A 17,489-nucleotide genomic window follows, 5' to 3' on the forward strand; every position below is an offset into this window, starting at 1 on the left:
CGAAAAACAGCGGCGTTAGCCGGATGCTGGACGAAACAGACGCTCAGGGCTTGAGATTTTCCTGGGTAATCACCGAACGCACACCGGCGTTTTCGCCGAGCCGCACATAGAACGGTGCCAGCTGCAGCAAATCGGCAAGATCGAGCTTCAGGCTACGGCACCAGCGCAACAGAACATACAGGTACACATCGGCGACCGACACGTCATCGCCCAGATACGGCTGCGCGGCAAGCTGCGCGTCGGCCTGTGCCAGCAGGTGGCGGATGTTATCGCGCGCGGCCGACTGCATGGCCGTCTTGACGGCTTCATCGTGCACATAGTCCGGCAGGTGAAATAGCGGCGAAAAAGCTTTGTGGACATCCGCATTCAGGAACGCCAGCCAACGCCAGGCGCGCGCCTTGCCCTTGAGATCGTCACTGCCGAACAGGCGCGCCTGCGGAAAGCGTGCATCAAGATAGGCAAGAATCGCGGCATTTTGCGACAACACTAAATCGCCATCGACCAGAAGCGGCACCGCGCCCTGCGGATTGAGCTTGAGATATTCGGGCGACTTGACCTCGCGCCGATTGACGCTTTGCGCTTCATAAGGCTGACCGATCCACTCCAGCGCCGTATGCGGCGTCATCGAACAGGCGCCGGGCATGTAATACAGTTTCATGGAGAGACTCCTTTCCAGGTTTTTATCTTCTATTTTGGCCGCCTACTGTACCCGCGGAGCGGCGATTAGACGATCAGGCGCTCATCCGCATTCAATCGCAGGCAGGCTACCGATCCTGGCGCTCATCCGCCAGCACGATACGCTGATAGTCGGGATGCCTGTCGATGTACGCCGCGACGAAAGAACAGCTCGGCCTGACTTTCAATCCACGCTGTCTGGCGTATTCCAGCGCATGGCTCACCAGAAAAGACCCGATGCCGCGCCCGCCCAGGGATGGCGGAACAACCGTATGTTCGTAGTCAAGGCCGCCATTGACCGGCGTATAACTCAGATAGGCTGTCGCCCCATCGACGCGGATTTCAAAGCGGCGGTTTTTTTCATCGTGAATGACCGGGTAGTCCATGAATGCGTCTCCTGATTCCTGAGGTATGTGTTATGCGTATCTGCCATCGCCGCGACATGAACGGGAGTTCAATCTGGGCGATAAGCCAAGCTCACAGCCTTGATCGCAGTAGAGGCTATTTTAGCCCTAGCGGCTCGCGGCAGCGGGACGCCGGCGTGTGTCCCGTCAGCAGGCGAAGAGGAAAACAGACGCGATCAGCGCAATTGATTGGTTTTCCGAGCGTTTGCACCTGGCCGGGGAAATGATCCTTGTCATGAAGATGGAGCGGGTGAAGGGAATCGAACCCTCGTATGCAGCTTGGGAAGCTGCCGTTCTACCATTGAACTACACCCGCGCATAGGTTTTCGCGCTGTATGCCGCTTTTTTGTTCAGAGCAGACAAGGAAGATCGGCCGGATTGTAGCACCACGCCTGGGGATTTGCGATGAGGCAGATTATCCGAAGCACTGTTTTCAGAGAATTACCTGCATATTCCGTCAGGTGCCGTTATTGAAGGCGACACCGGTATAATTCTCGCCCTGTGGATATTTTCTGCCGCCCATTTTTTTCTATCTTTTCTATCCCTTGTCTAAACCTCTCTCCAGACCGCTTTCCCAATCCCGGATCGCACGGACGCTTCAACGTTGGCGGGAACGTTTTCCGCCACACGCCGCGCCGGATGAATTGCCTGCCTTATCCGTTCCGGCCGAGTGCGTACAAACGCTGGCTGGCCCAAGCGCTTTCCGCGAAACCCTGCTGGCGCAGATCGCCAGCGCGCGCCGGCGCATTCTGATCACCGCACTCTACCTGCAGGATGACGATGCCGGCCGCGAGGTTCTCGATGCTCTCTATACAGCGCATACGGCCCACCCACAACTCGAAATCGCCGTCTACGTCGACTGGCATCGGGCACAGCGCGGGCTGATCGGCCAGCGAGAATCGGCAGGTAACGCTGCACGCTACCAGGCCATGGCGAAGCAATTCGGGCCGGGCGTGCCGGTTTACGGTGTGCCGGTACAGCGCCGAGAACTTCTGGGCGTCTTTCATTTCAAGGGCTTCGTCATCGACGATGCCGTGCTCTACAGCGGCGCCAGCCTCAATGACGTCTACCTTGAGCGGCATGGCCGTTACCGCCTTGACCGCTACCACCTGATTCATAGCCGTGAACTGGCTGACAGTTTTGCGGCTCTGCTCAAGAATGTATTGCGTACCAGTCCGGCCGTCTGCCCGCTTGATAGCGCCGACATCCCCAGCCGGGCGGCTTTGCGGCCGGAAATCGCCAAATTGCGCAAGGTATTGGCGCGCGCGCAGTATGACTTTACCGCTGCGCCGCGCCAGGCAGGCGCCGTCAGCATCACGCCGCTGATCGGCCTGGGGGCGCGGGACAACGCGCTCAATCGCACACTCTTGCAGTTAATCATGCAGGCACGCCATGAACTGGTGCTGCTGACGCCCTATTTCAACCTGCCCGGCCCCTTGCGCCATGCCCTGCGCCGCCGGATCAAGGCGGGTTGCCGCGTTACCATCGTGCTTGGCGATAAAACGGCCAACGATTTTTACATTCCACCGGAAGCGCCGTTCAAAACCATCGGCGCCTTGCCCTATCTCTACGAAACCAACCTGCGTCGCTTCTGCAAAACCAACCAGGGCGCCATCGACGCCGGCATGCTTGCTGTGCACATCTGGAAAGACGGCAGCAATACGTTTCACCTTAAAGGCCTGCTAGTCGATGACGATTGCGCCTTGCTGACCGGGCATAACCTCAACCCGCGCGCCTGGCGGCTCGATCTGGAAAACGGCCTGCTCATCCGTGATCCGGAAAAGCGGCTGATTGGCCAGCATCGCAGCGAACTGGCGGGTTTCCTGGCCAAGACGACACGGCTGACGCATTATGAGGAAATCGAACCCATCGACGCCTATCCGCAACCTGTACAGCGCCTGATCAGGCGGTTAGCGCATGTGAAAGCCGACCGGCTCATCAACCGGATCCTCTAGATTTCAGAGGCCGGAAACGGCGGCTTTCCAGATAAAACAGGGAAACGGTGCCGATCCGCCGATCGGTCAGACGTTCCTCACACCACTGGGCACATGGCCGGCTGGGCCGGCGCGTGCAGCGGATTCACAATGCCCGGTCTGATCGTCAAAAAAGAAATCCGGCTCGAATTTGGCGAGAAACGGGCCTTTATCCAATCCGCCGAGAAACATGGCCTCATCGACCGAGACGCCCCACTGCATCAGGGTACGAATCGCCCGTTCATGCGCCGGCGCACTACGCGCCGTCACCAGCGCCGTACGCAGGCGCACCGGCGCTGGCGCGCCGTCCAGATTCTGCAAGCGTTGCAAGGCTTCGAGCAGCGGCTTGAACGGCCCCGGCGGCAGCGGCCGCTCGACATAGGTGCGTTCGTGGTCATGGAAACCGCTCAGGCCTTGCGCCGCATAAACGCGTTCCGCCTCATCGGAGAAGAGCACGGCATCGCCGTCAAAAGCGATGCGCAATTCTTCCGCATGCCGGTCGGGATCGACGTGCGAGTGGGCAAACACCTGCGCCGCCGGGAACCCCGCTGCCAACGCCTTGCGCACGTCATCGGCATTGGCCGAGAGAAAAAGATGCGCCCCCAGCGGATCAAGAAACGCATAGGGCGGCCGGCCGCGGGTAAATACGCCGCGCCCGAGTTTCAAGCCATTTTCTTCCGCCGAACGGAAAACGCGCAGACCGGACACCGGATCGTTGCGTGAAAGGATGACCACTTCGACGCGCTGCCTGCCGTCGGCATTAAACGCCAGCAGTTTTTTCACCAGGGGGAAGGCCACACCGGGCGGCGCTGCCCGCTCCAGACGGTCCAGCTGCAATTTCATATAGGCGCGGTCGTCTTGTTCCTCGAACACGCGGTTTTCTTCCTCGAAATCGAAGAGCGCCCGCGAAGACAGCGCGACGACGAGTAGATGATCGAGTGAAGCGGGCATGGCAATTATTCAATTCTTTGACGCGTTAAGCCGAGATTCGGAACACTACGTAAAAACGCCCGCATTGTATCGCGCTCATTCAGCCGCGGCAGCCTTGCGCACATACAGGCAGGCCGCGATGCCGCTGGCAACGGCGTCGGCCATGGATGCCTGACGCTGCGGGTCACGCAGGGCCAGTTCTTCGTCGCGGTGCTTGAGCACGCCCGCCTCGAACAGGACAGCAGGCAGACTCGTGCGATAGAGGACAACGAGATTGTCATAGAAATGCACGGCATTCTGTTCGTCGGCATACGGGCGTTCCCGGCCGGGTAAGGAATTGGCATGGTGCGTCGCCGGCACGAATCCCATATGACGCAGGCGCGCGCCAATCGCCGAAGCACAACGCAGGCTGGTGTCCAGATCGGGGCTGTCACGCGAAATGAATAGCGAGAAACCGCGATGGCGATCGCTATAGGTCTGTGTCCTGCCTTCCCACTCCCAGTTCTCGAGCAGTTCCGGCTGCACCGAATCATGGTGGATGGAAATGAAAAAATCCGCGCCTGCGGCAACCATCGGCCGGTCATACAGGCTGGCGATACGCCCGTCGAAATTGACCGGGCGGACAGACACACCACGCGCCTGTAAAGCCGTCACCAACAGGCCGGCCAGATCGCGGTTGAATTCAAATTCGACACGGCCGCGCGCACTGACAGCGCCTGGATCGGCCAGGGTATGACCAACGTCGACCGCGACTTCGGGGATGCTTGGCTGACCCGGAGCTCCGGCCGCCTTCCCCGTCTCCGCCAGCCCGGCGGCAGCTCCCGCCCAGCACGAGCCGAGCGCAAGAAACATCGGGAGCGCAGATAAAATACGGCGCACGCCCCGTACAAATTGAATCCTCTGCACGCGAAGCAGCATGTTATTCAAAAATCGCGGTCAGCCTGCCACAGGATGAAGCCTTTTTCCCGTAACGTCCGTTCCATTAAGTGCAGCAGGGGTACGGCACGCTGCCCCAGCCAGATTGGCGTTTCGTCGGCTGTCTCGTCATCTTCCGCATCCTCTTCAACCTCATTCTCCGCGGCTTCCCCAGCCATTTTCCCGGCCTGGTTTTCCGCCTGAATTTTGGCCTGTTCGTATAGATGCGCCGCCTGCCGGTCCGCCTCGACCAAAGTTTTCAACTTTGCAATGGTCGGCGGCAACTGTTCCAGCGTGAAGATTCCGCGCGCCGTACAGTCCTTGTCCAGCACTTCAAGCAGGCCGCGCAGATGTTCGGCCAGCATCACCACTTCACCGGAGGTACTTGAGGTCAGTCTCACTAGCATGTCACGCTCTCCATTCAGGCTGATTCCATAACCGGTTTTCATTCTAGCGCATCGGCCCAGCCGGCACGCTACGGCAAAACAAGGATTCCCGGAAGGTGCCCCGGAAACCCGCGTGGATAAAGGATTTCCGGGCATACGCCTCTGAAACCCGTATCAATAAAGGGCTGGCGGGCACCCTACCCGGAAACGCCCTATTTATAAGGACTTCAGAGCGCCCCTTCTGAGATGCCCTATTTACATGGGCTTCAGAGCATCGCCTCTGAGACGCCCTGTTTACGCGGGTTTCAGGACACCGCCTCTGAGACGCCCTAAATACACGGGCTTCAGGCCAGCTCTTTTTATAGCGGTTCGGCTTTGTCAAAGACAAGGCGGCGCGTCGCAGGCAGACTACGCAGTACGGCAAGGCAAAGCCAAGACCATATTTTTACAAAGGCGCCCGGAAACGCCAAAACTAACCCCGCCACAAAGGCGGGGTTGGTGGTTGGTGGGGTTGATGGATGTTGGCAGACTCGTCGATTTCAGGCGGCGTTATCCTGCGTCTTTTGGGCGGGCCGATCAGCCGGCCAGCACCCTCTCAACCGCTTCGACGACCTTCGGCGCGGTGATGCCGAGATAGTCGAAGACCTGCGCGGCGGGGCCGCATTCGCCGAAGCGGTCGATGCCGACAACAGCGCCCTTCAGGCCGACATAGCGATACCAACCCGCCGTCGAACCGGCTTCGACAGCCACGCGCGGAACATCCGGCGGCAAAACGGCATCCCGATACGCCTTGTCCTGGGCATCGAAGGCAAACGGTGAAGGCATCGAGACGACACGCACCGAAATGCCTTTTTCCGCCAGCGTCTGCTGCGCCGCAACGGCCAGCGCAACTTCCGAGCCGGTGGCGATGATGACCGCCTTCGGCGCACCCGCACAATCCTTGAGCACGTAACCGCCTTTGCGGATGGCGGCAACCTGCGCGGCATCACGCGCCTGGTGCGCGAGATTCTGGCGGGTCAGGACGAGCGCCGTCGGCATCGTTTTGTGCTCAATGGCGACCTGCCAGGCAACGAAAGTCTCAACGCTGTCGCACGGCCGCCAGACGTCGAGATTGGGCACCATGCGCAGCGTCGCGGTCTGCTCGACCGGCTGGTGCGTCGGGCCATCTTCACCGACGCCGATGGAGTCGTGCGTAAACACGTAGATCGGATTAATCTGCATCAGCGCCGCCATGCGGATAGCGTTACGCGCATATTCGGAGAACATCAGGAAAGTGCCGCCGAACGGGCGGAAACCGCCATGCAGGCAGAGCCCGTTCATGATCGCCGCCATGCCGAATTCGCGCACGCCGTAGTGAATGTAGTTGCCGCCTTCATTGAGGCTTGCTGGTTTAAGTTCGCGGCAGCCTTTCCACATCGTCAGGTTGGACGGCGCCAGGTCGGCCGAGCCGCCAACAAATTCCGGAACCAGCGGCGCCAGCGCCTGGATGGCATTCTGTGAAGACTTGCGCGTGGCGATGACTTCCGCCTTGTCGATGATGTCCTTAAGCGCTTCGGCCGACCCGGCGGCGTAACGTGCAGTCAGCTCACCCCGCATGCGGCGCTCAAATTCAGCGGCCAGATCGGGATACGCCTTGCGGTAGGCGGCAAAGCGCTCATCCCAGGCGGCCTGCTGTTTGGCGCCGGCGGCCTTGGCGTTCCAGGCGGCCAGAATATCGGCCGGGATTTCGAACGGCGGCCAGTCGATGCCAAGCGCGGCGCGCGTGGCGGCAATTTCGTCCTTACCGAGCGGTGCGCCGTGCACTTCGTGCGTCCCCGCCTTGTTCGGCGACCCCTTGCCGATCGTCGTTTTGCAGCAGATCAGCGTCGGCCTGTCGGTCTGGGCCTTGGCCGCGGCAATGGCGCGGTCGATAGCCTCAACGTCATGCCCATCAATATTGCGGATGACGTTCCAGCCATAGGCTTCAAAACGTTTCGGCGTATCGTCGGCAAACCAGCCCTCGACATGACCGTCGATCGAGATGCCGTTATCGTCGTAAAAAGCAATCAGTTTGGCGAGTTTCCAGACGCCCGCCAGCGAACAGGCTTCGTGCGAGATGCCCTCCATCAGGCAACCGTCGCCCAGGAACACATACGTATAGTGATCAACGATGGCGTGACCGTCGCGATTGAATTCGGCGGCCAGTAGTTTTTCGCCCAGCGCCATGCCGACCGCATTGCTGAGGCCCTGACCGAGCGGGCCGGTGGTGGTTTCGACGCCCGGTGTATGGCCGACTTCCGGATGCCCTGGTGTTTTGCTGTGCAGTTGGCGGAACTTTTTCAGTTCATCGAGCGGCAGATCGTAGCCCGTCAGATAAAGCAGCGAATAGATCAGCATCGACGCATGGCCGTTGGAGAGCACGAAACGGTCGCGGTCAGGCCATTTGGGGTCAGCCGGGTTGTGCTTCAAATTGTGGTTCCAGAGAGAAACGGCGATTTCCGCCATGCCCATCGGCGCACCGGGATGGCCGGAATTGGCGGCCTGTACGCCATCGATCGCCAGGACACGAATGGCATTGGCCAGAGATGCGGTAGTAGTCATCTGAATGCTCCTGTCTTGAGGTCTGTCGAACTGAATTTCAGTTTTAAGGGATTCCTGAACTTCGGGGCAAACCGAAAAATTCCATCAGCCCCATCATGCCTTGTCGGCAAAACAAGGCGTACCGCATGTCATCCACGGCTTGAGCCGGAAGCCAGTACGCCAAGCCTTCTAGCAATCAGCCGATTTTGAAAGCCAGGCTGTCGGCGCCGGTATTGAGCGCCACCGATATCGGCTGTTGCATGGCAATCGGCCCCCAGAGCTGGCGCGGTCCGGGAGAAGCAAAGAGATCCTTTTCCGCCCAGGTCGTGCGGTGCGCCATGAAATGACGCATGGCCGGCGAGTCCGTTCTGACCAGCGCCTTTTCAATGACGAATTCGTCCTGCCCGTGGCGGCGTTCGATATTGAGCAGGCCGGTCAGCGGAATGGCCTTGGGCGTACCGCCCTTCGTCAGGTCGGTAATTGTCGCCATATAGCCTGTACGGCCGTCAAGAATCAGCGATCCGGCAGTCAGACCGAGATTAAAGGTATAGGCGGCGTCAAACAGGGTCGGCGCGCCGCAACGGCCTTCGTAGCCGAAGAAATGGTTCATCGTGGCAAAGGGCACCTTGGCGCCCATTTCCTGCAAGGCACGCGCCGTCATGTCGATCAGCAATTGCTCGGTCGGAATCAGTGAGACTTGCAGATTGCCGTGCGAATCGCGTTCAGCCAGCAGCATATCGACGACATAGCCGGGCAAAGAAGCTAACAGACGCGCATTGTCCGGCGACAGGCGGCTGCCGATGAAGGCGGGACGTTCAGCCTTGTCGAGCTTGGCGAAATCATCTGCATGGCAGGCCAGCACATCGTTCAGCTCCGCGATCAGCACATGCATTTCGGGGATAAATTCGACGACCCCCTCCGGAATAATAACGACACCATGGTGGATGCCCTGCTCGGCCCGTTTAACAACGGCCTGGGCAATTTGGCCGACGATTGAACTCAGCGATTGCTTCTTTTCGGCAATTTCTTCTGAAATCAACGCGACAGCCGGCTGGGTTTGCAGCGCCACTTCCAGCGTGACGTGCGACGCCGAGCGCCCCATCAGCTTGACGAAATGCCAGTATTTCAGCGATGAGCGTGTATCTTGCAAAATGTTGCCGACCATTTCGGCATAAATCTTGGTCGCGGTGTCGAAACCGAAGGAAATCGGCAACAGCGCTCCCGCCTGCAAATCGCCGTCGATGGTTTTGGGCACACCGATCACCTGGACACCCGAGCCGTCGGGCTTGACGCCCGCGTACAGGAATTCGGCAAGGACGGCAGCGTTGGTATTGGAATCATCGCCGCCAATAACGACGATGGCGTCAAGATTGTGCTTAACGCAGGTCGCCTTGACCTGGGCAAACTGTTCCGGCGTCTTGATCTTGGTGCGGTCAGTACCGAGAAAATCGAAACCGCCCGTGTTGATGATGGCGTCGACATCTCGATCGGAAATTTCAAAGAGATTGCCTTTGAGCAAGCCTTTCGGCCCCGGACGCACACCCAGCAACGTATTGCCCGCGCCCAGTATGCGCTTCAGACCACAGACGACATTATGCCCGCCCGCCGCCGGCCCGCCGGAAAAAAGAACGGCGACGCGCTTGCCCTGATCTTGGGGCGCACCCGCAGCACCGGCAGTTGCCTCCAGCACCTTGCTGCCGGAAGCCTTGACCGTGTTGGGAAAGAATTTGGATACCTGGGCACTATCCTTCGTATTCAGCGTCTGCGCCGAGGCCTCAAAACGTGCAGGCGTCGGCTGCGCGGCCGAGCCAAACACCCGGCAAACAGGGACGGCCAACTGACGGATGGCCTGCTCGAACGCGGCGTTGTGGCCAGACTTACCGGAGGGAATGTCGTATAAAGTATTCATGGATAAAAGTCGATCTCGTCTCGATTTTCGGAAAGAAAACTATAGCTCAAAAGTCAGGGTAAAAATATATTTGCACGCTGAGGACATCACGGTGCAAAAGTAGCCGGAAACAGCAGAGGATAAGGCACAGGCCGCAAAGCAAAATGCCCAGCCGACCCCGATCGTAACTTTTATCTGTTTCTCTCGTTTCTATCCCGCTTTTATCTACTGTTTTCCCTTTGTGGCTGTCGATTTTCTGGCCTTCAACGCCTGCGCGTAACAAGGCAAAACATAGCGATAACGCTTTGACGTTTCACCAGGCCATCGATATAATGCGCGTCTCTTGCAATGGTCAGGTAGCTCAGTTGGTAGAGCAGTGGACTGAAAATCCACGTGTCGGCAGTTCGATTCTGCCCCTGACCACCACCACCAACACTTCCGAAGCAGTCTGATAAAGGCCGGCAACCCCAAGCGAATACAAGGGTTACGGCCTTTTTCCATTCCGACGGTGTTTTATGCGATCCATCAAAATCCGTGGGTATGCGGGTATATTGACATACCGCCATATATTCCCGATGGCGCTCGCGGATACGGTGGTACGCAATGCCAAGCTCAGCCCCAAGGCGGCCAAGCTGGCTAAGGAAAAAAGCTATTTCTCTTTATTACGCCTGCTGACGAGAAATACTGACTGGCGGCAAAAATGCCGCTTCAACGATAGCGAAAAATTGCTGGCGCATGGTGTCTATCCCGATGTAACTCTCAAGGAAGCGCGAGAACAGCGTGACACGGCTCGCAAGCTAGCCAATGGAATTGGCCCGGATAAAATGAGAAATCACAGAGTGCAACAGCGGTTTTTTCTCCGGTTCTTCCTTATGATGGAAAACTCTCCGCGTTTTTTAACGGCCCCCTTGCAGAGGCCGTTTTTTCTAAACCCCCTAGGCGCTATTTCTACTTATTTTTTCGGCTTTTCAGCCAGCGAGGCATTGATCTTCTTCAGCCAGGCATCGCCATTTTTCTCGATGTAAGGCTTTTCGACGATCGGACGCATTTTTTCACGAAAAACGCTGGCGTCCACCTCGTTGATCGCAACGCCTTTCTGCTTCATTTCCTCAAGGAATCTGGCCGAATTGTCATTGGAGAACTGGCGCATTTTGACGGCGCCGTGTGGGGTGGTGATCGTTTTGTCCAACAGGATTAATCAGGGCGAGTCAGCGGAAACGCCCATTTGATGCGGAACTCAGGGCGATCCGCCAGAAAATTTGCCGCACATTAATTTTGCAAAAAAACGGGCACTTTTTAAAAAATTTTGCGCATTTTTTGTCCAAAAATGCGCCGGGAATAAACAGAAATTAAAACCGCGTCCCTGCCCACACTACCCGGCCAATAATTGCCACGTCTCCCTCAGCCATCTTGCTTATGTCCAGCGTCCAGGGTCTATATGTCGGGTTATCACTGATAACGCTTATTTGCCCGCCGGGCAATAATTGAAGCCGCTTAACGAGGAGCATATCACCCATCCGCATAATATATATGCCATCTGTGTCCGGCTGGGTGAGACTCTGATTAATCAGAATAACGTCTCCATCGCGCAATGTAGGCAACATTGACTCGCCCGCCACACGAATCAGCACCAAATCTTTAGGCTGCATCCGCAGCTCGTGTTTGATCCAATCCTCACGGAACATTAACGAGTCGTCGGCCTCCTCACTACCGACAACTGCGCCGTGCCCTGCGGCTGCGCGAACGTCATTATGCAGCGGCAGCGCTATGTAACGTCCCGATGCTGTCGCCTCTTGCACCGATAGTACCGTTGCTGCCCCGGCTTGATATGGCGTATCGGCCTGTATTTTTGGCGCGGGCTGGTGTCGCGGAGCGTTAAACATCTCGCCCTCACCAGTCAGCAACCAGTTAGCGTTAATACCTAAGCGCACTAATCCTGCTATAGCGTCTCCTCCTGGGATACTCCTGCCGTCTTCGTAGCCTTGATACCCTCTTGCTGATACGCCAGATTGTTCTGCGGCGTCTTTTTGGCTCAATCCAAGTCTAGCCCTTGCCTCTTTAAGTCGCATAGATATGTTCATGTCGCGCTTCCTGGGCGAAAGTGCGACACATCACGCCGCACTTTGCAATGTATGTCGCACTTCGTAGCGCTTTGATTATTAAGCGGTAAATTTATATACGCACTTTTTGTCGTATCTTGAAAGCGCGACACGTAAAAAAATACTGAAAAAACTCTTGACATACGAAAAATTGTGCTGTGTAATATAAAACATCAACCAGCAATATGGTTAGTTTAACCATTATAGGAAACGATACAAAATGGTATGCAAAAAAGATTGGCACCCAGCAGATATAAAAGCCGCCCTAGAGAAGCGTGGATGGACGCTTATCGGGCTAGCCGCGCATTACGGGATCAAAAGCTCATCCTCGTTCTCGTTTGCCCTCAGTAATAGCTATCCGTTAAACGAACGGCGCATTGCCGATGCGCTAGGCGTACCTGTGCAGGAAATCTGGCCGTCCCGTTACTTTGCTGACGGCACAAAACGCCCTCGCGGCCTGCGCGGCGCGCGGGCATCACGCCTTGGTGCTCATGCATAGCAAAGGACTAAAAAATGAGCACATGCTCAATTAGCGACATTGCCCAGGCCCTAACCATCTCTAAACGATCCGCCGAGCGTCGGGCTATCAATGACTCGTGGCCGTATCATGAGGCCCCTGTCCGCGGCGGTCGCATGCGCCTCTACGAGATCGACAAACTGCCCAAGGCCGTCCGTAATGCGATCAAACAGCACAAAATGCAGACGGATGTGCTGCCCGCCTTGGTCTCTGAGATTACTGCTCCGCCCGTGGCGCAATGTAACGAGCTGTCATTAACGCACGATCAGCGCGCGATCCGCGACGCACGGTCGGGTATCCGCGCGGCGATCCATAAAACAATGGCCAATCTGGGATGCAGCCTGCATGAGGCATCGGTCAGCCTGATTTGTGACGCCCAGCGCGGCACGCTTGACCCCATATTGACGCGGATGCTGCATATCGCACGTGATCGCCGTGGCAGCTCACGCGGTGACTTGCCGACGCCGCGCACCCTGCGCCGCTGGCTGGATGCCGACGATCTGGCACCGGGCATGCCGCAAAAGGATTTTGTCGTGCCGGTCTGGGCGCGGGCATTTTTGGCTCACTATCAACAGCCACAAAAACCAAGCCTGTCCGATGCCTACCGCCAGTTTGCTGCCGAGTATGCGGGCGATCTGCCGAGCGAGTGGCAGGTGCGCCGGTTTGTGGGCAAATTAGGGGCAGTAACCCGCGAGCGCGGACGCATGGGAGAGCGCGAGCTGCGCAACATCCAGCCATTTGTCCGCCGTGATTTTGCAGCCCTCTTGCCCAATGACATCTGGTCGCCTGATGGACACACGTTTGACGCAGAGGTGCAGCATCCATTTACGGGCAAAGCGTTTCGGCCGGAGATCACAACATATATCGATATTGCTACCCGCCGGGCGGTCGGTTGGTCGGTAGATTTGGCCGAGTCGAGCATGGCCGTCGCGGATGCCCTGCGCTCCGCTGTCCAAAAACACGGCATCCCGGCCATGATCTACTCGGACAACGGATCGGGGTACAAAAATGCCTACCTTGAGGATACAGCGCTTGGCTTGCTTGGCCGCCTGGGCATTACGGTACGTCACTCAATCCCTTATAACAGCCAGGCGCGCGGCGTCATTGAGCGCGCGCACCAGACAATCTGGGTGCGCTCGGCAAAACGGCTGCCGTCCTACATGGGGCATGTCATGGATCGCCAGGCGCGCCTTGCTCACTACAAATTAACGCGGGCGGCGATAAAACACGGTGGCGCTATGCCGCTCATGCCTTGGCAGCTCTTTGTCGAGTTTTGCGAGGAGGCCGTTGCCGCTTACAACGCCGCGCCGCACCGCTCTCTCGGCGGCGTCTCGCCCGATCTGTGCTGGCGCAATCATGAGGCGCGCGGCTGGTCGCCGATAAGGGTCGAGGGCGACGAGGTCATCACGCTGTTTAGGCCGCGCGTTGCTCGTACCCTGCGCCGAGGCGAAATACAAATATTTAATAACCTCTACTTTTGCCGCGAATTTGAGGAGCTTAACGGGTCGCTGGTGCATGTCGCCTTTGACATCCACGACCCCCGCTATGTGTGGGTCTATCTGCCGGATGGTCGGTTTATCGGTACGGCCGAGGTTAACGGCAACCGTCGCAATTACTACCCCGTTGCCGTTATCGAGCAGGCCCGCGACCAACGCGCCAAAGCGCGTTTGGCGCGCATCGACGTTAAGCGTGACGACATCCTCGACGAGCTGCACGGCGCGGCGGCAATTGAGGTAGCGCCGGCGCAAACCCTTGTCATTGGCGGTCGCGTTATTGAGGCTGCCGAGATCGACCAAATGCTGATCGACGCGCCCGCCGAACCGCTCAATCTGCACGATGCGCCGGCGATGATTAACGCGGCGATGCCTCTTGAGACTGAGCAACCGGCCGCAAAACCGCCGCGCTCTGAGCGATCGGCCGAGGACAACTATGCGGAGTGGTGCGAGCTGCGACAACGCCAACAAAACGGCGAAATCCTGCGGGATGTGGATGCCCGGTTTATCGAGACGTGGCCGACAACGATGCAGGGATCATCGCATCTGGATTATCTGGGATTGAGGCACCTCATCCCAAAAAAACAGGCCGCTGCGTAATGCCAGATACGCAACGGCCGGTTTAGGGCGCAGGCTGGGACCAACAACCTGCAATTACTACGACAAACGGAGTTATTAAATTATGACGCAAACAGCAAATCTACACAACCTGAGCATTGTCCGGCAGTTTGCCCGGACGGCTGACCGCACGGCGGGCCTACCCGGCATTGCCGCGCTCTACGGCCCGGCCGGGTTTGGCAAAACCACCGCCTCAATGGCGGTGGCTAACGAGCACCGCGCTTACTTTGTCCAGATGCGCTCGGCTTGGACGCGCAAGACGCTCCTTGAAAAAATCCTGCTTGAGATCGGCATCAAACCGCTTGGCACGCTGCCAAAAATGCTTGACCAGATCACCGACCAACTCTCGGTCTCGCGCCGCCTGCTCATTATTGACGAGTTTGATTATGCCACCCACTCGGATGCCATGATCGAGCTGGTGCGCGACATCTACGAGGGGTCGCGCGGCTCGCTGCTCATTATCGGCGAGGAGATGTTGCCACAAAAGCTCAAGCGCTGGGAGCGGTTCCATAGCCGCGTCCTCTCGTGGATCCCCGCGAGAGGCGTCACCGAAAAAGATGCACAGCTGCTGGTGCCGATCTACTGCCCGGGGGTCAAAGTACAGCCAGACTTGCTGCAACATCTGGTCAGCATCTCGCACGGATCGGTGCGCCGGGTATGCGTCAATCTCCACCAGATCAAAGAGACGGCGGGGATGGAGGGATGGCAGTCGGTCGGCATGGCCGAGTGGGGTGAACGCCCGCTCTACACGGGCGAAGCGCCGCGCAGGGGGGCGTAATCGTGCGCAAACCTGTAACTACCTATGCCGGCGGCAAAGGGCCGCGCCAGCGCGTTTGGGAGGCCATCCGCGCCCAGCGTGACGCCGAGTGGACGCGCGTGCAGATCGCAGGTCTCTCCGGGATCGACGGCAGCACATTGTCAAGTTACATCCAGTCACTCGAGCACGCAGGCATCGTCAAAATGGTGCGTCAGACACCGGGCGCACGCAAACATTATCGACTCATTAACGATGAGGGCGTCGAGGCCCCGCGCCTACGCACAGACGGCTCGCGCTGCACGCGAGGACTTGTGCAGGAGCAGATGTGGCGGACGCTGCGCATGATGCGAGGAGACACCAATGCCCGCGAGCTTGCAGCGCACGCCAGCACGCCGCGCATCCCTGTGGCGTTTGGCACTGCTAACGAGTACCTCAAAACCCTCAAAAAAGCTGGCTATCTCGAGGTGACTTTGCCTGGCAAGGGCGTGTCGGCCCAGCGTTGCGCGCTCGCGCGTTACCGCCTGATCTCCTCGTGCAACACCGGGCCGAGGCCGCCGGTCATCTGCAAGACACGGACGGTCTACGACCCCAACGTCGACAAGATCGTCTGGCAAGCGCCGGTCTCTGATGAGGACGCGATCTATGGCTGAGACCATTACTGATCGCCGCGCGTTTGCGCAGCAACTGCTCGCCGATGCCGTCCGCGCGCATCCGCGCGGCAAAGCAGGGGTGGCGGCGCAGCTGGGCGTATGCCGGTCGCTGCTCTCCCGCACGCTCTCGCCTAACGACAAGCTGGATCTGTCCGAGCCGATGATCCAGCGGGTAATTGACTGCCTGCACACCATCCCGGTGTGTCCGGCAACCGGCGAGCCGATTGCCTACAGCGATTGCCGGCGTATCTCCTCGGGGCCTGCCCCCAGCCACAACCCCTACAAAATGACCATCTGGGTGCGTTGCCACACGTGCCCAAACAAACATGCGGAGTAATCATGATGCAAACCAACACCAATACACAAACCCTCATTAAAAATGAGATTGCCGCGTTGCATAACATCCAGCAAAACATAGGCGCTGAGCCGACCAACTGGATACGCTGCATGTATAGCGATGAGCGCTGCTACTGCATAGAGCATCCCACAGGTAAAAATCTGCTGGCCGTCTGCTTGGACCTATATGACTGGCAGCGCGGAGGCTGCTTTGTCGAGGGGTTTGATGATGATGCCTATTTTAGGGATGCGCTCCGCCTATCGGTAACCCCCGCCAACAAACAGGCCTACAAAAAGACCTGGTCGGCCGTGCGTGCGCTGCTAAATGGCCGCACGGTTGTCCTGGGCGGATACTGCATTGATGCGGCGGCGCACCTGGCCGCAGCCAAAAAAACGCAATACGGATTTGAGCCGTACGAAATCAACCTGGCTCCGGAGGTGCTGCAATGACCCACACATCTCTACGCGCCCGCCGGACACGCATGCTACAGCGCCGTGCCGCCACAAAAGGTTTTGTCGTGTCCGATGCGTTTGACGCCTTGAGCCGTCTTAAAAAATCAACAGAGTGGCTGAGATCACACGGTATCCGGGTTTTGGGTTACTCGGTGATTTTGGATATCGGCGAGCCGCCGGACATTATGGTCCAGTCCGGCCCAAAAACGTTTGCCTTGTTTGCTGGGGAGTACATGCGGCGCTCAGTAGGCCGGACCGTCGATGGCGAGGTTGCCGATTTTGAGGCGGACGACCGTAAAAATGGCGTGCGCATCAACTGGACGGAGGTGACGGCATGAGCAGCATTACCCACATTGCCGACGTGCGCCGTACACCACGTGTGCTTAATGATGGTTACATCTGGCGCTTGCGTGAGGCTAACGAGGCCGTGCGTCAACTACGCGCGATGGGGTGCCATATCCAGCACGTGGCGGTCGGACAGGCCAATCTCCCCAGCGAGATCGTTGTCGATCACAACCCGCACCGCCGCCTGATCGGCTGCGAGAGCGTGCATGTCACCTGCGGAGGTCGGCTATGAGTCTGTTGAGCATCCAGCTCGCTCAACTTGTAAATGAGCGCTCGCTTGCCGATCAGATCCTCGACATCCTGGAGCGATCCGCAAAACCGCTGAGCATCTACCAGCTTGCGAGGCGGTTGCAGTACGACAGTGCGCTGATTGACCGGGAGATCAAACGTCTATACCGGGCAGGGCGTATTGATTGTGCCCGCAAAAACTCCCGACAACACTACTGTCTGTATCAATACGCCCAACAACCCACAACCACATAGGAGGCCGA

General features: G+C 58.1%; 20 protein-coding genes and 2 tRNA genes. 12 read left to right on the plus strand and 10 right to left on the minus strand.

All coding sequences use genetic code 11. The features are described 5' to 3' along the window. Positions 1-43 precede the first annotated feature (43 nt). From ABCS64_RS12340 to ABCS64_RS12350, 3 genes are all read right to left on the minus strand, one after another. Positions 44-658 (minus strand): glutathione S-transferase family protein, encoded by a 615-nt coding sequence (locus ABCS64_RS12340; protein WP_418892189.1) that lies wholly within the window; start codon positions 656-658, stop codon positions 44-46. A gap of 106 nt (positions 659-764) precedes the next feature. Further along, positions 765-1,061 carry a GNAT family N-acetyltransferase gene (locus ABCS64_RS12345; RefSeq protein WP_418892190.1) on the minus strand — a complete coding sequence of 99 codons (297 nt, stop codon included), beginning with the start codon at positions 1,059-1,061 and terminating at the stop codon, positions 765-767. A 260-nt stretch (positions 1,062-1,321) separates the two neighbouring features. Further along, positions 1,322-1,395, minus strand: a tRNA-Gly gene (locus ABCS64_RS12350). A gap of 328 nt (positions 1,396-1,723) precedes the next feature. Between ABCS64_RS12350 and pssA the strand changes: the two genes are divergently transcribed. Then, positions 1,724-3,034, plus strand: coding sequence for a CDP-diacylglycerol--serine O-phosphatidyltransferase (gene pssA / locus ABCS64_RS12355; protein ID WP_418892191.1), 1,311 nt, complete (start codon positions 1,724-1,726; stop codon positions 3,032-3,034). 66 nt (positions 3,035-3,100) lie between these two features. Here pssA and ABCS64_RS12360 read toward each other — a convergent pair whose 3' ends face one another. From ABCS64_RS12360 to ABCS64_RS12380, 5 genes are all read right to left on the minus strand, one after another. Beyond that, positions 3,101-4,003 (minus strand): 5'-nucleotidase, encoded by a 903-nt coding sequence (locus ABCS64_RS12360; protein ID WP_418892192.1) that lies wholly within the window; start codon positions 4,001-4,003, stop codon positions 3,101-3,103. A gap of 75 nt (positions 4,004-4,078) precedes the next feature. After that, positions 4,079-4,834: an N-acetylmuramoyl-L-alanine amidase gene (locus ABCS64_RS12365; protein WP_418892193.1), complete on the minus strand. Its 756-nt coding sequence runs from the start codon at positions 4,832-4,834 to the stop codon at positions 4,079-4,081. Positions 4,835-4,905: 71 nt separating this feature from the next. Continuing rightward, on the minus strand, positions 4,906-5,304 hold the full coding sequence (locus ABCS64_RS12370) for a DUF1840 family protein (RefSeq protein WP_418892194.1): 399 nt from the start codon (positions 5,302-5,304) through the stop codon (positions 4,906-4,908). Positions 5,305-5,859: 555 nt separating this feature from the next. Further along, a complete protein-coding gene (gene tkt / locus ABCS64_RS12375) occupies positions 5,860-7,863 on the minus strand; it encodes a transketolase (protein WP_418892195.1) in 2,004 nt (667 codons plus the stop codon). Between the two features lie 175 nt (positions 7,864-8,038). Beyond that, on the minus strand, positions 8,039-9,751 hold the full coding sequence (locus ABCS64_RS12380) for a diphosphate--fructose-6-phosphate 1-phosphotransferase (protein WP_418892196.1): 1,713 nt from the start codon (positions 9,749-9,751) through the stop codon (positions 8,039-8,041). Positions 9,752-10,080: 329 nt separating this feature from the next. Here ABCS64_RS12380 and ABCS64_RS12385 point away from each other — a divergent pair. Both ABCS64_RS12385 and ABCS64_RS12390 read left to right on the plus strand, forming a co-directional pair. Beyond that, positions 10,081-10,156: transfer RNA gene (locus tag ABCS64_RS12385), tRNA-Phe, on the plus strand. Positions 10,157-10,245: 89 nt separating this feature from the next. Then, entirely contained in the window at positions 10,246-10,755 is a 510-nt protein-coding gene (locus tag ABCS64_RS12390; RefSeq protein ID WP_418892197.1) for an Arm DNA-binding domain-containing protein, read from the plus strand. On the opposite strand, the gene ABCS64_RS12395 is transcribed toward ABCS64_RS12390, so the two are convergent. Beyond that, positions 10,683-10,919, minus strand: a complete 237-nt coding sequence (locus ABCS64_RS12395; RefSeq protein ID WP_418892198.1) for a hypothetical protein — start codon at positions 10,917-10,919, stop codon at positions 10,683-10,685. The genes ABCS64_RS12390 and ABCS64_RS12395 overlap by 73 nt on opposite strands. Before the next feature lie 160 nt (positions 10,920-11,079). Further along, a complete protein-coding gene (locus tag ABCS64_RS12400; protein ID WP_418889933.1) occupies positions 11,080-11,799 on the minus strand; it encodes a S24 family peptidase in 720 nt (239 codons plus the stop codon). Between the two features lie 250 nt (positions 11,800-12,049). On the opposite strand from ABCS64_RS12400, the gene ABCS64_RS12405 reads away from it, so the two are divergent. The 9 genes from ABCS64_RS12405 to ABCS64_RS12445 all read left to right on the plus strand — a co-directional run bounded on the left by ABCS64_RS12405 (position 12,050) and on the right by ABCS64_RS12445 (position 17,481). Continuing rightward, positions 12,050-12,328, plus strand: coding sequence for a helix-turn-helix domain-containing protein (locus ABCS64_RS12405; protein ID WP_418889932.1), 279 nt, complete (start codon positions 12,050-12,052; stop codon positions 12,326-12,328). A 134-nt stretch (positions 12,329-12,462) separates the two neighbouring features. Then, a complete protein-coding gene (locus ABCS64_RS12410; RefSeq protein ID WP_418889931.1) occupies positions 12,463-14,439 on the plus strand; it encodes a Mu transposase C-terminal domain-containing protein in 1,977 nt (658 codons plus the stop codon). A gap of 82 nt (positions 14,440-14,521) precedes the next feature. Next, the gene (locus ABCS64_RS12415) at positions 14,522-15,235 is read left to right on the plus strand and encodes an AAA family ATPase (protein WP_418889930.1); all 714 of its coding nucleotides are present in this window, start codon (positions 14,522-14,524) and stop codon (positions 15,233-15,235) included. A gap of 2 nt (positions 15,236-15,237) precedes the next feature. Beyond that, complete coding sequence (locus tag ABCS64_RS12420; protein ID WP_418889929.1) at positions 15,238-15,864, plus strand: helix-turn-helix domain-containing protein; 627 nt, start codon at positions 15,238-15,240, stop codon at positions 15,862-15,864. Beyond that, positions 15,857-16,201, plus strand: coding sequence for a hypothetical protein (locus ABCS64_RS12425; RefSeq protein WP_418889928.1), 345 nt, complete (start codon positions 15,857-15,859; stop codon positions 16,199-16,201). The genes ABCS64_RS12420 and ABCS64_RS12425 overlap by 8 nt, the downstream gene beginning before the upstream one ends. 2 nt (positions 16,202-16,203) lie before the next feature. Further along, positions 16,204-16,650 carry a hypothetical protein gene (locus ABCS64_RS12430; RefSeq protein WP_418889927.1) on the plus strand — a complete coding sequence of 149 codons (447 nt, stop codon included), beginning with the start codon at positions 16,204-16,206 and terminating at the stop codon, positions 16,648-16,650. Further along, positions 16,647-16,991: a hypothetical protein gene (locus ABCS64_RS12435; RefSeq protein ID WP_418889926.1), complete on the plus strand. Its 345-nt coding sequence runs from the start codon at positions 16,647-16,649 to the stop codon at positions 16,989-16,991. Before ABCS64_RS12430 ends, ABCS64_RS12435 begins: the two co-directional genes overlap by 4 nt. Further along, positions 16,988-17,230, plus strand: coding sequence for a hypothetical protein (locus ABCS64_RS12440; protein ID WP_418889925.1), 243 nt, complete (start codon positions 16,988-16,990; stop codon positions 17,228-17,230). Before ABCS64_RS12435 ends, ABCS64_RS12440 begins: the two co-directional genes overlap by 4 nt. After that, positions 17,227-17,481 (plus strand): hypothetical protein, encoded by a 255-nt coding sequence (locus ABCS64_RS12445; protein ID WP_418889924.1) that lies wholly within the window; start codon positions 17,227-17,229, stop codon positions 17,479-17,481. Before ABCS64_RS12440 ends, ABCS64_RS12445 begins: the two co-directional genes overlap by 4 nt. Positions 17,482-17,489: the final 8 nt, after the last annotated feature.

The sequence above is a fragment of the Dentiradicibacter hellwigii genome (genome assembly GCF_041770905.1).
GTDB classification, from domain to species: Bacteria; Pseudomonadota; Gammaproteobacteria; order Burkholderiales; family Rhodocyclaceae; genus Propionivibrio; species Propionivibrio hellwigii.